General features: G+C 40.8%; 9 protein-coding genes and 2 pseudogenes. 4 read left to right on the top strand and 7 right to left on the bottom strand.

What is annotated here, in order from left to right:
- Positions 1 to 153: 153 nt before the first annotated feature.
- From V7K35_RS18785 to V7K35_RS18805, 5 genes and pseudogenes are all read right to left on the bottom strand, one after another.
- On the bottom strand, positions 154 to 741 hold the full coding sequence (locus tag V7K35_RS18785) for a Uma2 family endonuclease (protein ID WP_335080706.1): 588 nt from the start codon (positions 739 to 741) through the stop codon (positions 154 to 156).
- A gap of 27 nt (positions 742 to 768) precedes the next feature.
- Positions 769 to 1,026: pseudogene (locus tag V7K35_RS18790) on the bottom strand (transposase); the annotation flags it as partial.
- Between the two features lie 84 nt (positions 1,027 to 1,110).
- Positions 1,111 to 2,439 (bottom strand): ATP-grasp enzyme, encoded by a 1,329-nt coding sequence (locus tag V7K35_RS18795; protein ID WP_335080707.1) that lies wholly within the window; start codon positions 2,437 to 2,439, stop codon positions 1,111 to 1,113.
- A gap of 331 nt (positions 2,440 to 2,770) precedes the next feature.
- The gene (locus V7K35_RS18800) at positions 2,771 to 4,144 is read right to left on the bottom strand and encodes an ATP-grasp domain-containing protein (RefSeq protein WP_335080708.1); all 1,374 of its coding nucleotides are present in this window, start codon (positions 4,142 to 4,144) and stop codon (positions 2,771 to 2,773) included.
- 134 nt (positions 4,145 to 4,278) lie between these two features.
- Positions 4,279 to 5,307, bottom strand: a complete 1,029-nt coding sequence (locus V7K35_RS18805) for a D-alanine--D-alanine ligase family protein (protein ID WP_335080709.1) — start codon at positions 5,305 to 5,307, stop codon at positions 4,279 to 4,281.
- Between the two features lie 863 nt (positions 5,308 to 6,170).
- On the opposite strand from V7K35_RS18805, the gene fni reads away from it, so the two are divergent.
- Entirely contained in the window at positions 6,171 to 7,220 is a 1,050-nt protein-coding gene (gene fni, locus V7K35_RS18810) for a type 2 isopentenyl-diphosphate Delta-isomerase (RefSeq protein WP_335080710.1), read from the top strand.
- Between the two features lie 51 nt (positions 7,221 to 7,271).
- A complete protein-coding gene (gene sppA, locus V7K35_RS18815) occupies positions 7,272 to 9,107 on the top strand; it encodes a signal peptide peptidase SppA (protein WP_335080711.1) in 1,836 nt (611 codons plus the stop codon).
- 237 nt (positions 9,108 to 9,344) lie between these two features.
- Here sppA and V7K35_RS18820 read toward each other — a convergent pair.
- Positions 9,345 to 9,500 (bottom strand): annotated as a pseudogene (locus V7K35_RS18820) (PCC domain-containing protein); the annotation flags it as partial.
- A 198-nt stretch (positions 9,501 to 9,698) separates the two neighbouring features.
- Here V7K35_RS18820 and V7K35_RS18825 point away from each other — a divergent pair.
- The gene (locus V7K35_RS18825) at positions 9,699 to 12,140 is read left to right on the top strand and encodes a dynamin-like GTPase family protein (RefSeq protein ID WP_335080712.1); all 2,442 of its coding nucleotides are present in this window, start codon (positions 9,699 to 9,701) and stop codon (positions 12,138 to 12,140) included.
- 208 nt (positions 12,141 to 12,348) lie between these two features.
- Positions 12,349 to 13,374 carry a S66 peptidase family protein gene (locus tag V7K35_RS18830; RefSeq protein ID WP_335080752.1) on the top strand — a complete coding sequence of 342 codons (1,026 nt, stop codon included), beginning with the start codon at positions 12,349 to 12,351 and terminating at the stop codon, positions 13,372 to 13,374.
- A gap of 198 nt (positions 13,375 to 13,572) precedes the next feature.
- Here the strand turns inward: V7K35_RS18830 and V7K35_RS18835 are convergent, their stop codons facing one another.
- Complete coding sequence (locus V7K35_RS18835; RefSeq protein ID WP_335080713.1) at positions 13,573 to 13,848, bottom strand: hypothetical protein; 276 nt, start codon at positions 13,846 to 13,848, stop codon at positions 13,573 to 13,575.
- Positions 13,849 to 13,974 lie beyond the last annotated feature (126 nt).

Below are 13,974 nucleotides of genomic sequence, written 5' to 3' on the forward strand. Positions count from 1 at the left end.
ACTGCTGAACCCGAAGGGAGGTTCCCTCCGTTGTAGCAAGTGGCGTGGGATTAAGGGGGGTAAGGATGTACTTCATTTAGATGCAAAATGCTGTAAATAGGGAGTCGGGGTACAGGTATCGGCTACGCCCTGACTCCCTATTTATCTACTGTTTTATTCCTCAATCAACTCAAAATTAACCCGTTCATAAATATCACGCAAGGTAATTTGAAAATCGATAGAATCTAAGACTAAAACTGCCTCTTCACCTTCATATTCCTTAAAAATCCATTGTCCTTCTGCTTGCTTGGCAAATTGTTCCACAGCAAAACTATACTGATCAATCATAATATATTCCTGAAAACCAGGAATTGAACGATAATATTTAAACTTATCTGTTTTGTCATAATTTTTAGTTGAATTTGATAAGACTTCAACAATTAACAAGGGATTAATAATAGTTGTTGTACCTGTTCCCTCATAAATAGGCTTACCTTTGATGACTATAACATCAGGATAAGTATAAAGGCGATAACGAGGTATTGATAATTTAACATCGCCTATATATATGTCATAAGCTTGATCTTGCACTGTCAGGGGAAATTTTCTACAAAAATTAAGTGCAATTTTATTGTGGTTAGTTGTTCCTCCTGTCACAGGTATAATTTCTCCGTCTCTGTATTCATTTTTATATTCAGCCTTCTCTTCTAATTCCAAATATTCTTCTGGGGTGTAGTAGCGCTTTTCTGTTTGTAAAACCATATTAATTAACCTCACAAAATGGGGAAATCAGTATGTTAAGTTAGTTGGCATTTTAATTGCAACATAGTCTCTATTTCCCTTTTTTTTGATTTTCTTATGCCACTTAATGACTAATTCATCCTGATTCAATGGCTTATCTAGTAAATACTTCAACTCATCTACTGATTGAAATAGAGAATGAGCAATGTATTCCTTACATAAATACCAGACTAATTCGATGATGTTGTAATCAGGACTATATGCAGGTACAAATTCTAATACAAAATTAGGAATGCTTCTGTTAATACCTGCTGCTGAGAAACCACTACTGGCAATTACTGTTCTAGTTTTTAATTTTACCAATATTACGTTTTAGAATGCGGATTGGTATCACTCTATAAGTTCGCCCATATTAAAGTCTATTCTTATCCAACCTTTGAGTCTTCGTAAATTGTCGAGAATCAGTAATGGAATCTGCCAATGATGTACTATCAGGAAGGGTAAGGGATCACTCACCTCAAAAATTGCTTCTTTCCCCCGCCTGATGTTTCTTACCCAGGTTTGCAGTTGCTTAAACGATCTAATCTCATTCAGCCGCCAAACTTCGTGGTACAGCCAATAGGTTGGCTTACTATCACCAAGAGGCTGCAAAGATTCAGCTAGAGGCTCTTTACCAAGATAGGCATCCGCTACTCCTGAATGATTGTAAAACATAGTAATGGCGGAGTGAGTGCGGGGGTTACACTCAATCGCGTAAACAGTTCCGTCTTCTGCTTGGATGAAGTCAAAGGAAAGTTGCCCAGTTTTTCCCAGTTCTTTGGTAAAATGACTCGCCCATTGCATAATTTCTAGCTGATCAACGTTTTCGTAGTTGACTTGAAAGGCGGATGACTCACAGCAGCAATACATTCTTGATTCTCCATCTCGCGCGGTAGTGTGAGTGCAGTATTCCTTTCCAGGAATGAATTCCTGCATAATCCAGGGATTCTCCTCACTGATGGGCAGACTATTGACAAATGCTGCTGTTTGTGCATGTGTATCGCAAGGTAGCTTGGTGAGATTTAAGCGACGTATTTGATCGTAGGGGATGCTTTTAAGAATGTATTTGCACTTCTCCTGAGAAAAGTCAAAGTTGATGACTTGTTCGGGATTGGTAATTTTGAAGGATTTGGGGACAGATAAACCGAACGATCGCGCTGTTTCGGCAAAGGCAAACTTGTCATCTAGGAGCTTCGTGACATCAGCATCAAAGTGGAAAAACTCACAAAACTCTGGTAATGGTGGCTTGCCTTGATCGTAGTGGATGACAGAAAAAATGGCTACCGGGATAAAAAAGTCGATCTTTTCTTTTTTGGCGATCGCATGTAGGGTTTTAACGTAACCTTCTAAATCTTTGCTGGGATCGGGAACGGTATAAAAGCCTGCAACAGAGTTGGAATATTTATTACCACTTGACCAGAATTTCTCAATGTCAATTATAATAACTCGATGCCCTGCTGCATGAAACGAACGCGCTAGTTGAAGGGTTTTAGTCATTCTAGCGCCAGCAATCAAGATATTTTTGGAATTGGGGTTAACAACAGTTGACTTACTGAATGGTTGCTTAAGAAAGCTCCACAGTAGCGATGTTAAGACGACGATGCAGTTTAAGGGAAATGCGATCGCTAGTAATACAAGAGTGCCCAAGTTTTGGAACACTACAAAAATATGCTTTCTCATAATTATAATTGTTACATAATAGTGGAATCATTCGCTGGTGGATCAAAAAAGATTAAGGAGACAAGCAGATACGAGCCTGCCCTTGCTTCCATGCTTTCCTCCACTCGCATATATGATGATCGTCAACCCGTCTCGAATTGACACCGAACACTTACACGGGACTGTGAATCATCATTTTTCGATTTTTGGATCGCTCCTGTGAGCGAAAGTCAACTTGCCCTTGAAGCAATGTGTTGTCCACACAGATGAATCCAATAAAAGCTAACCAATTGTCGTTGGCAAGTGTCACCAGATGAATTGGCATAGTCAAAACCAATAAGTAGGCTGACTATTACTTAGGGGTTGTAAAGGTTTTATATTTTACGTCTTCTCCAAACTGGATGAGTTTCCCGATGCAAAAATCAATCCTCACCCAAGTTCTTAAGGAGCGCAAACTATCGAGTAGCAGCAAAGGAATGTACCAATGATGTACCATTAAGAACGGTAGTGGATCGTTAACTTCAAAGATTGCATCTTTTCCTCGTAAAATATTTTTAAACCACTTTTGTAACTGCTTTAACGATCTAATTTCATTAAGTCTCCAAAGTTCGTGATAAAGCCAATAAGTAGGCTTACTATCACTTAGAGGTTGCAGAGGTTCAGCCAGAGGCTCTTGATTAAGATAGGCATCCGCTAAACCGGGATGGTTGTAATACATTGTAATTGCAGAGTGAGCGCGAGCGTTGCACTCAATCGCATAAATTGTTCCATCTTCTGCCTGAATGAAGTCAAAAGAAATTTGTCCAGTTAGTTGTAATTCTTTAACAAAATGACTCACCCACTCTTGAATTTCTGGGTGATCAACGTTTTCGTAATTGACTTGAAAAGCAGATGATTTGCAGCAACAGTGTACCGTTAATTTCCCATTTCTCACTGTACTGTGAGTACAATATTCTGTTCCAGGAATAAACTCTTGCAATATCCAAGGGTTATCTTTACTAATTGGCTTACTTTTAAGATGAAGCGCCATTTTTTCGTAAGACTCCATTGGTAGCTTGGTTAGATCCAAGCGTAAAACAGAGTCATAAACAATACTTTTGAGAATATATTTGTGCTTTTCGTTGGCAAAGTCAAATTTAAGAACTTGTTCCGAATCTGTAATTAGGAAAGTTTTCGGGACAGATAGCGAGAGTGAGGCTGCTTTTTCTGCAAAGGTAAACTTGTTATCGAGCATCTTCATTGTATCAGCATCGAAGTGGAAATTCTCGCAATAGCCTGATAACACTGGCTTGCGCTCAGAGTCAAAGTAGCTGGCTGCAAAAATGCCTACCGGCACAAAAAAGTCTATGTTTTCTTTTTTGGCGATCGCCCGCACGGCTTGAGTATAACCTTCTAAGTCTTCTTGCGAGTCAGGAACTGTGTAAAAGCCAGCCACAGCGTTGGAAAATCGATAACCACTGAACCAGTATTGGCTAAGATCAAATAAAATGACTCGATGCCCAGCAGCGTGAAATGATCGCGCTAGCTGAAGGGTTTTGGTCATTCTACCACCACCGATCAAGATATTTTTCGGATTCTCGTTCAAAACCACTTGCTTGCTGAACAGTCGGCTGAAAAAATTCCACAGCAACGATGCGAGTACGAGGGTGCAGTTAAAGGGAAATGCGATCGCCAGTAATGCAAGAGTGCCCAAGTTTTGGAATATTGCAAAAATCTGCTCTCTCATAGTTGTAATTGTAACAAGTTAGTGATTAAGTGGCGTCGCTAGATAAAAATAAAGGAAATAAGCAATATGTTGCATTAAATGCTTATTAGCTTCTTCCAAGTTAGAAGAAAGCTAATAAGGTGATTTTTTGCACATCAGTTGATGTTCAACGCTTGATTTATCATCGTCATAAATAGCTCATTTAAAGGAATTCCCGCTCTATTCGCCGTACAGGAAATCACCGCTTTGTGGTCAAAAATACAAAACAATCCGGCTTCTAAGAACCAAGGTTGTCCCTGTGGGTCGATCCGGAAGTCAAATAAACTATAATGGCGACAGCCCAAAGCCAAATGACACTTCTTAACTTCCTGCTGAACCTTTTGCGTGATCGGGTCATTAATATCTACAATCCAACCTGGGACATAATTTTTAGCAGTTGAAGCCAAGTCCCCCTCGATGGGTATTTTGAATTTGTCAGTATAGCTGCGGATGGGTCTGTTTTGGGGGTCTATTTGATACTCTTCAAGGGGTAAACCGATTAGCTCTCCATCTTTGACAATGGCACCGCATCTGACTTCTCGACCGGCTTCAATGAATGTTTCTACGATTACCTCATCTGCAAATTCAAATGCTTTCTTCAAGGCAGCCTCATACTCACTCTTTTCTTTAACTAAGGACACCCCTAAAGAGTTGTCGGCATTTGCGGGTTTGATGACTGCTGGAGGTGTAATTGTTGGAACGTCTCCTTGGCGGAGCAGTTCTCCAGAAGGCACTTTCACCCCTGCTGCTGCGACAATTGCTTTGGTTCTGGCTTTATGAGCCGTTAATGCCATAACATCGGCAGTATTGCCTATGTAAGGGATTTTAAGCAGGTCGAATAGTGCCCGGTACTCAGTCATTCCAGGGAGACAAAACATTTGTGGCAACATAACGTCAATGTTTTGCGCTGTTATAAACTGTATGGCATCTAACAGAGAAACCGGTTTGGCGACAGCAATATCTTCAAGACTCAGAGAGGAAGGAAATCGCCACTGACCATCAGGTGTGATGTATGCAATCAGAAATTCATAGAGCGATGAATTTGCTGTAGCAATTATACAGCTTTGGGCGTAATTACGTGACAATTCACAGTAAAAATCATTGGATGGAGACCCAGCTAAATGAAGGATACGAAGTATTGGCATGATTCGTCTTCTAGTTACTGTTATATTTTATATAACAACTGCGATTGTAAAAAATAACTTGATCTGAGAAAATTTTGAAAATAGAATCGGAAACTCTAAAAACAAGAGTAATAGGTAAATCGCATCGCTATTTTACTATATAAATGTACTTTTAAACTGAATAATTATCAGTTTTTACTGGAGTTTGGACTAATCAGGAGTGCGAAACTGCTAAACAAATCAGATATAAAACTTTGTTAATAATCAATAGTTAGCACATACAACTATTGATTATTAATAAAGTTCAGGGAGTATGGAATTTAGTCAAAGAATTTGCGTAGGCGTTCCTTGCGCGTCTCGAAGAGTTGCCCGTCGTAGACATCGCCTTTCCATTGGTGGGAAATTTTAGACTGGTTTCAACGATACAGCAGATTGTAAGTTGGTGAGGTATAAAAATACCCCACCCTAACCCTCCCCGATATATTGGGGAGGGAACTAGATTTATTTTTCCCCCCAATAAACAGGGAGATTAAGGGGGGTAATTCACCGCAGCCACAAGCAAGAGAAGGGTGTACTTCATTTACTTGCAAAGTGCTGTAAAGAAAATCTTTTGCATTGTTGGTGGTTCCGTCAAACGGCTCTAAAAAGCCGAAACCCTATTGTGCCAAGGGTAAGCAAAGACAGCCCAGGCTTTGTTTACCGATTTTTGGGTAAGCAGGCGAAGAATTTCTGTACTTATCTTGAGCGACACCGCCTGAGAATTGCCAACTACTGTTACAGTACGATCTGACTAAAGATAGCGAAAATAAATATTTTTGTTGTAAAAAGACGATTGCAGACAATGTAACAATAGCGATCGCAAATACTTTTAGCCATACCCACCAGTGAACGCCCCTACCAATATCTCTGCACAAACTCAGAATCGCAAAGCCGATCACATTCGGATCTGTATAGAGGAGGATGTTCAGTGTGATCAAATTACCAATGGACTAGAACGCTATCGCTTCACCCATTCTTGCTTACCCGAACTAAACCCCGACGATATTGATATCAGTACAAGTTTTCTGGGGAAACACCTTGGCGCACCCTTGTTAATTTCTTCTATGACTGGCGGAACAGAACAAGCCGCAATCATTAACCAACGTTTGGCCGAAGTCGCGCAATACTACAAAATTGCAATGGGTGTTGGTTCCCAACGGGTAGCGGTGGAAAAACCCCAGGTGGCTGATACTTTTGCTGTCCGCAAGTATGCCCCCGATGTTCTGCTATTTGCGAACTTGGGCGCTGTGCAACTTAACTATAAGTATGGCTTAGATGAATGTTTGCGGGTAGTTGATATCCTAGAGGCTGATGCCCTGATTTTACACATTAACCCTCTACAAGAGTGCATTCAACCCAAAGGTGATACTAATTTTCGGGGTTTGCTTGACAAAATATCTAAATTGTGTGGCAAAATGCCAGTGCCAGTAATTGCGAAGGAAGTTGGTAACGGCATTTCAGCAGCGATCGCCGAGAAACTGATCGCCGCTGGGGTAGCAGCAATTGATGTGGCGGGTGCGGGGGGTACTTCTTGGGCAAAAGTAGAAAGTGAACGGGCAGAAAATCCCTTGCAACGTCGTTTAGGGAGAACTTTTGCCGATTGGGGTTTACCGACGGCAGAGTGCATTACAACTATTAGAGCGATCGCTCCAAATGTGCCCTTAATTGCTTCGGGAGGTTTGCGTCATGGATTGGATGTTGCAGCAGCGATCGCCTTGGGAGCAGATATAGCTGGTTTAGCAATGCCTTTTTTGCAAGCAGCAGCAACATCAGAGGCAGCAGTAGCGGAACTAGCTGAAGTATTAATCGCTGAAATCACCACAGTCTTATTTTGCACTGGCAATGCCACCTTGTATCAGTTAAAGCACTCTAACAGTTTACAGCGCATAGAATAAATTAAGTAGGTCCCCAATGCTCAATGCCCAATAACTAATAACTAATAACTAATGCGTAATTTTATCAAACAAACTTTTGCTAGTTTAATTGGCACCTTACTAGGACTAATTATTTTCGGTGGTCTAGGAACCACTGGACTGTTCTTGCTAATAATGGCTGCTACCTCCTCTAAAGATACTGGGCCAAACGTGAAAAATAAGTCAGTGCTAGTTTTTGACTTGTCAATGAAAATTACTGATAGCGAACCTAGTTCAGGTGAACTGTTTCAAAACACAATATCAGGTGTGGACGACGAAAGGATATCACTCCGCAAAGTTGTAGAAACTTTGGAAAAAGCGCGGCGCGATCCGCGAATTGTCGGAATCTACCTGGATGCAACTAGCACAAGCCAAGTTAATAGTGTCGGCTATGCCTCCCTTAAAGAAATTCGGAAAGCGTTGGAGGAGTTTCGCGCTGCTGGGAAAAAGATTGTGGCCTATGGCAGTGATTGGAGTAAAAAGGAATATTACGTCAGTTCAGTGGCAGATTCCATTGTACTTAATCCTCTGGGAATGATGGAAGTCAACGGTTTGAGTTCACAATCGATGTTTTTAGCAGGAGGATTGCAGAAATATGGCATTGGTGTTCAAGTTGTGCGGGTGGGGAAATTTAAAGGAGCTGTTGAACCGTTTATCCTCACAAAATTGAGTCCAGAAAACCGGGAACAAACTCAGAAATTATTGGATGATGTTTGGGGAGAGTGGCGCACTGCTGTGGGCGCAAGTCGGAAAATTGAACCTAATCAGTTGCAAGCGATCGCAGATAATCAGGCGCTACTGGAAGCCACACAAGCCAAAACTAGCGGTTTAGTTGATCGAGTAGCATACCCCGATGAAGTTGTGACTGATCTCAAAAAGTTGACAGATAGCGATAAAGACGACAAAACATTCCGACAAATTAGCTTGAATAGCTACGCAGAAGTTTCCGGCAAATCTTTCGGTGTAGAACGGAACTCAAAAAATCAAATTGCCGTTGTTTATGCTGAGGGCGAGATTGTCGATGGTAAAGGTGATGATGGGCAAATAGGAGGCGATCGCTTTGCCAAAATCTTCAACAAACTCCGACAAGATAAGGATGTGAAGGCTGTTGTATTACGGATTAATAGTCCTGGTGGTAGTGCTACCGCAGCTGAAGTGATGCAGCGAGAAATCAAATTAACTCGTGAGGCTAAACCAGTTGTAGTCTCAATGGGTGATGTGGCCGCCTCTGGTGGTTATTGGATTGCTAGCGACTCTAACCGCATTTTTGCCGAACCAAATACCATTACAGGCTCAATAGGTGTATTTGGGTTGCTATTCAATGGGCAAAAGCTGGCGAATGATAATGGCATCACTTGGGATTCAGTGAAAACTGCACGCTATGCTGATAGTCAAACAGTTTCGCGTCCGAAATCGCCTCAAGAGTTGGCACTTTATCAGCGCAGTGTTAACCGCATTTATGATATGTTTCTGAATAAAGTTTCTCAAGGTCGCAAACTCCCAGAACAAAAAGTAGCAGAAATTGCCCAAGGAAGAGTTTGGTCAGGTGTGGCAGCTAAGGAAATTGGTTTGGTGGATGAAATTGGCGGTTTGAACACTGCGATCGCATATGCTGCCAAGCAGGCGAAACTAGGAGAAGACTGGGAAGTGCAAGAGTTTCCTCGCACTAACAACTTCGGAGAACGGTTTTTTGGGCGCGCAACTGAAGAGGCGCGGACTGCTTTAGGAATTGAGGGGGCGCAACTCAAATCAGCCAATCCCCTTACTGCTGAATTCCAAAAACTGCAACAGGAAGTAGAGATTCTGCAAAAGATGAACGATCCACAGGGGGTTTACGCCCGCTTGCCTTTCAACTTGAAAATTGAGTAGATGCTTTTTTGAGCATCAGTAAAAAGCAACTCACCGACTACGGTGAGGCGCATGGGTTGCCCTCGTCAACGTCATAATCAGACTTCTCTTTGTGTCTGACAATTCAGGTTATGTGGAAAAGTCCACCAAAAACCTAACCCCCTAACCCCCTTCCCGACGCGGGAAGGGGGAAAATTCAAAGTCTCTCTCCTTTTAGGAGAGAGATTTAGAGAGAGGTTTTCCAGATGCCGTGAAAAGTCAGATAGTTGCTATTGTCCTATTGAGGGTGACGATTTCAAATTTTTTGATTAATACTGCACTAATGACTTGATTAGCAAAGCGAATTTTTGCTTTTTCTAGGCTACCAATGGCACTTAATATAAACCTTGCTTTGATGTATTCCTGTTTGACAAAATTTTTTAAGCTTTATTTTAAATAGTCATGGGGTTTTATTTAATCTGATCGCAAAACTTTTCATTAGTCAATAGTCTTTAATTAATCATTTAGGTAATATCAAGCAACTAAACAGCATTAATTTTCTCAGAAATTTTACTGAGCCATACCCTAATAAATATTATTAATATATACATAAATATTATCAGGATGCTGAATATGTCAGATTTACCGCTTCAGTGCCAAAACTTGAAAGAGCAGGTTAAATCTATATTACAACTTTTACAGCAAGAACCCACGTTACGTTCCCAAGATATTACACCTATACAAACTTCCCTAAGTAAGGCTATTTCTCCAAAGTTTGAGATTGTGTTTGCGGGTGCATTTAGTGCTGGTAAATCAATGCTAATCAATGCACTATTGGAGAGAGAATTACTGTACAGTGCAGAGGGACACGCTACAGGTACAGAATGCAAAATAGAGTATGCAGAAGTAGATCAAGAACGTGTTGTTTTGACGTTTTTAAGTGAAGTAGAGATTCGGGAACAAGCAGTTTATTTGTGTCAACAGCTAGGATTTAAGACAGTAACTAATATTAACCAAGCTGAGGTAATTAAGTTGCTATGTCAAGATTGCGAAGTTATTATTCAGCAGGAAGGTGGTGAGAGTAAATCAGAACGGGCAAAACAGGCGAAGGCGTTAATATTATTGCTAGAGGGATATATAAGCAACCGCGATCGCATCAACACGGTTAATAATGCTACATATTCAATGGAGCAATTTCACTTTGACAACCTCAAACAAGCTGCTGGATATGCGCGTCGTGGTAGTAATAGTGCCGTATTGAAACGGATAGAATATTACTGTAATCATCCTCTACTAGAAGATGGTAATGTAATTATCGACACGCCGGGTATAGATGCACCAGTGGAGAAAGATGCACAATTAACTTATGCTAAAATTCAAGATCCTGATACTTCAGCGGTGGTGTGTGTGCTAAAACCTGCTTCGGCGGGTGATATGACAAAAGAAGAAACAGAACTTTTGGAATTAATGCGGAAGAATGGGGGAGTACGCGATCGCGTTTTCTATATCTTCAACCGCATCGATGAAACTTGGTATAATACCCAACTACGGCAGCGATTAGACGATTTAATTAGTGGACAATTTGGTAATTCAAGCAAGGTTTATAAAACGAGTGGATTATTAGGATTTTACGGCAGTCAGATTAAACAGACAAGCCAACGAGATAGATTTGGTTTAGATTCTGTTTTTGCAGAAAGTATTAAAGGTTTAAATGGTAAAGAAGAAACACCACAATTTGTCTATGCGTTTAACAACTACTGTGTAAATTCAGGAAAGCTGTCTTCCAGTAAATTCCGTGTCTCTGTTAACGGCTTTGAAACCCCAAATCAAAATTATGTGCGGATTCTGGGAGATTGGGGAAATGAGCTGATAGAAAAGCTGATTCAAGATAGTGGAACTGAGGAATTTCGCACAGCTATAACTCGCTATCTTACAGAAGAAAAGCGTCCACAATTATTTAAAAATCTTGCTGATGATTTGGAAGATGTTTGTATTAAGCTGAATAAACATTATCAAAGTGTGCAACGTGATTTAGATAGTCAGCCCCAAGAAATTGAGATGATGAAGGCGCAAGAGTTGCAACGTCTAAATCAGCAATTACAGCAAGTTGGTAGAGAATTTATTGAGCATATCACACAAGAAATCAACCAAATAATTAATAATTCCTGCGATGCTTTTGAAGCAGATTTTAAGCAATTGCAATCACGAATGATTCGCCGTTTGGATGAATTGCTAGATACTTTTTCTGTAGCTTCTGCTTATCGACGTGCAACCATCAGCCATCCTCGCAACGCTACTGCACCTTTAATTGCTATTTTAGTAGAGGCATTTTATTACTTAGCAAATCAATTAGAAGATATTTTGGTTGAATCTTCTCAGCAATTAGCCGCCAATTTTTTCCAACGGTTGATTGAAAAGGTTCGCAAGTCAGAATATTATCGCCAGTTATATCGTTTGTTAGATAATGATGGTGGAATTGAACAAGAGATCAGAATTTTAGAAAAATTAGTTACTCAAGCACTGCTGAGTGCAGCTAGCGTAGAGTGCGATCGCTTCGTGCGCGAAAGTCCGAGGTTTTATGATGAAGGCACTTTTTCTATATATCAATTTCGCCAGACTTTATTACAAACTTCTCAAGGTTACGACGCTGAAAGTATCGTAGAAGCAGAACCAGCAATTAGGCAATTATTGAAGTTAGATTTTGAACCAAAAGTTTCTCAAACTATTCGGAAATCTTTCCGTCAAACCATCAACCAAACGCTCAAAACTCAGTTGTTACCAATGGCAGATCAGCAAGCAGATACAATTTTGCAGCAATACCCCCAGGCGCGTGCTTATTTAGAGAAAACACTGCAACAAGAAGCTGAAGAAAAAATTGCGAATAATCGGCAATTATTGAGTGTTCTTGAAAAAAATATTGCAGGATATAATTCAGCCGCTTCTAGCATCAATAGTTGTTTAAATGCAATGCAATTGTATGATCATATTTTGCCTGTAATTGGTGATTTATTTGATACTGATGGTAAGTTTGCTAACAATGGATTTATGATTTCCAATGTGGTACAAAAGATTTAATTTTAGATATTGTAATCCTATTTGATTTGTGAAAATTCGCGGTATTCAGATCCCCAACTTCTTTTAGAAGTCGGGGATCTAACTTTTTGATGAATGATTTAGGCTTGCTATAAGCCTCTTGCAAGAAACCGAATTTACTCTTGATTAGGTTTGAGTCTCCAGCAAAATTTGTCACTGTTCCTAATCCCCAGTCTCCAACTCAATGGTTATCCTTATCAAACGTCGGCAATTTCTCACAACCTGTGGAATGGCTACCCTAGCCACCCAAATATCACCACTTACCGCCCAAAGTAAGCTACCCCCAAACACCATTCGCAAGCCGCCGTGCCTGCAAGTGGGCGATACCGTAGGATTAATCGCCCCTGCGGGTATCGTTGATGTCAAAGACATCGAAGCAGTGCAGCAATCAATTTCACAGTTAGGGTTAAAAGTCAAGCAGGGGAAACATATTTTAGATCGTTACGGCTATTTAGCGGGGAAAGATGCCGATCGCGCCGATGATGTAAACTTGATGTTTAGCGATCGCTCCATAAAAGCAATTATCCCCATGCGTGGTGGCTGGGGTTGTAATCGCATTTTACCCCTACTAAACTACTCGCTGATCCGCTCCCATCCGAAAATTATCATCGGTTACAGCGATATTACGACGCTGTTGTTAGCAATTAATGCCCGTAGTCAAATGATTACTTTTCATGGGCCAGTTGCTACCTCTACCTGGAATCAATTTACAGTCGATTACTTCAAGCGCATCCTATTTAATGCTGAAGCAGTGACTATGCAAAATCTCAACCCTAGCGAAGTGCGGATGGAGATAATAGCACCGGGAAAGGCGAGGGGTAAACTTGTGGGTGGAAACTTGTCAGTTTTATCAGCAATGGTAGGTTCACCTTACCTACCTTCTTGGAACAAAAGCATTTTGTTTGTGGAAGAAATTGGCGAGGATGTTTATCGTATAGATAGGATGCTGACGCAGTTAAAAATTGCTGGGATCCTGAACCAAATTGCTGGCTTTATCTTTGGGCAATGCACTAAATGTAGTCTTGGGGATGAACCATCATTTACCTTAATGCAAGTATTGCAACAACACATACTTCCTTTAGGTATTCCTGCTTGGTATGGTTCAATGATTGGTCATATTAAAGATAAATTTACCTTGCCAATCGGTGTAGAAGTGGAAATAAATGCTGAACTTGGGACAATACGAATGTTAGAGGCGGCTGTCAGTCTTATTTAACGTGAGTTCGACGGGTTATATCTAGGACTTACGCACACTCTACGATTCTTGGCGTTCTTGGCACGGCAGTTGCTTCAAGTCGGCAGAGCCGCCCAACGCACTGCCTCGTCTTGGCGGTTCGATAAATTAAGCGAAGTTGGCAATTTTTGCGTAAGTCCTAATATCTTATCTATCTAATTAGCCATTATAAAAAGACCTCTAAGAAATTTTACTACCCAAAACCGTCCCTCTCTGAATCGGAACTAGAGTGTACACAAATCTCTTAACCTGCAATGCCAATGTATCGACTGACAATGCCAATGCATCGACTGACAATGCCAATGCATCGACTAACAATGCCAATGCATCGACTGACAATGCCATTGCATCGACTAACAATGCCAATGCATCAACTGACAATGCCAACGCATCGACTAACAATGCCAACGCATCAACTAACAATGCTTTGCATGAGAATAAGGAAAGCCTTGTCAAGCTAAATTTTTAGGACTTGTGTGTACACCGTAGCCGAATCGCAGAGGGACAGACTTGAACTAAAGTTAAAAGCAGAGAGAGGTTTATCGAACTCACGTTTAAGCCCCGAAGGAAATCAGCGATGCC

The sequence above is a fragment of the Nostoc sp. genome (assembly GCF_036917275.1).
In the GTDB taxonomy this organism is placed as follows: domain Bacteria; phylum Cyanobacteriota; class Cyanobacteriia; order Cyanobacteriales; family Nostocaceae; genus Nostoc.